Origin of the sequence: Caulobacter sp. 602-1, from assembly GCF_003931565.1 — a bacterium.
Taxonomy (GTDB): domain Bacteria; phylum Pseudomonadota; class Alphaproteobacteria; order Caulobacterales; family Caulobacteraceae; genus Caulobacter.
The window spans coordinates 1-537 of record NZ_RRYI01000020.1 but is presented as its reverse complement, the minus strand read 5'-3'; the positions used below and the strand labels follow the sequence as shown (position 1 = coordinate 537).

Annotated in this window: 1 pseudogene; it reads left to right on the top strand. The window is 70.8% G+C overall.

Annotated features, from left to right (window positions below):
• Nucleotides 1–537, top strand: a pseudogene (locus EIK80_RS25045) (chemotaxis protein CheA); the annotation flags it as partial.

The following is a 537-nucleotide window of genomic DNA, read 5'->3' as shown; positions in this document are numbered from 1 at the left end:
CGGCGACACCGTCCGCGTTCCGGCCGAGCGCCTGGACGAACTGATGGACCGGGTGGGCGAGCTGGTCATCGCCCAGTCGCGCCTCAAGCAACTGGCCGCCTCGTCGTCCGACGTCGCCCTGCGCGCGGTGGCCGAGGAAATCGAGCGCCTGGCCAGCGAGATGCGCGACACCATGATGGTCGTGCGCATGGTGCCGATCGCCCAGCTGTTCGGCCGCTTCCGGCGCCTGATCCACGATCTGGAGCGCGACACCGGCAAGCAGATCGAGCTGTCGACCGAAGGCGAGACCACCGAGCTGGACAAGACGGTGATCGAGCGCCTGGCCGATCCGCTGATCCACCTGATCCGCAACTCGGCGGACCACGGCCTGGAAGGCGCCGAGCAACGCGCCGCCGCCGGCAAGCCGACCGTGGGCAAGATCATGCTGGCCGCCCGCCAGTCCGGCGCCGAGGTGGTGATCACCATCACCGACGACGGCCGCGGCGTCGACCGCGCCCGCGTCCGCGCCAAGGCCGAGGAGAACGGCCTGATCCAGCC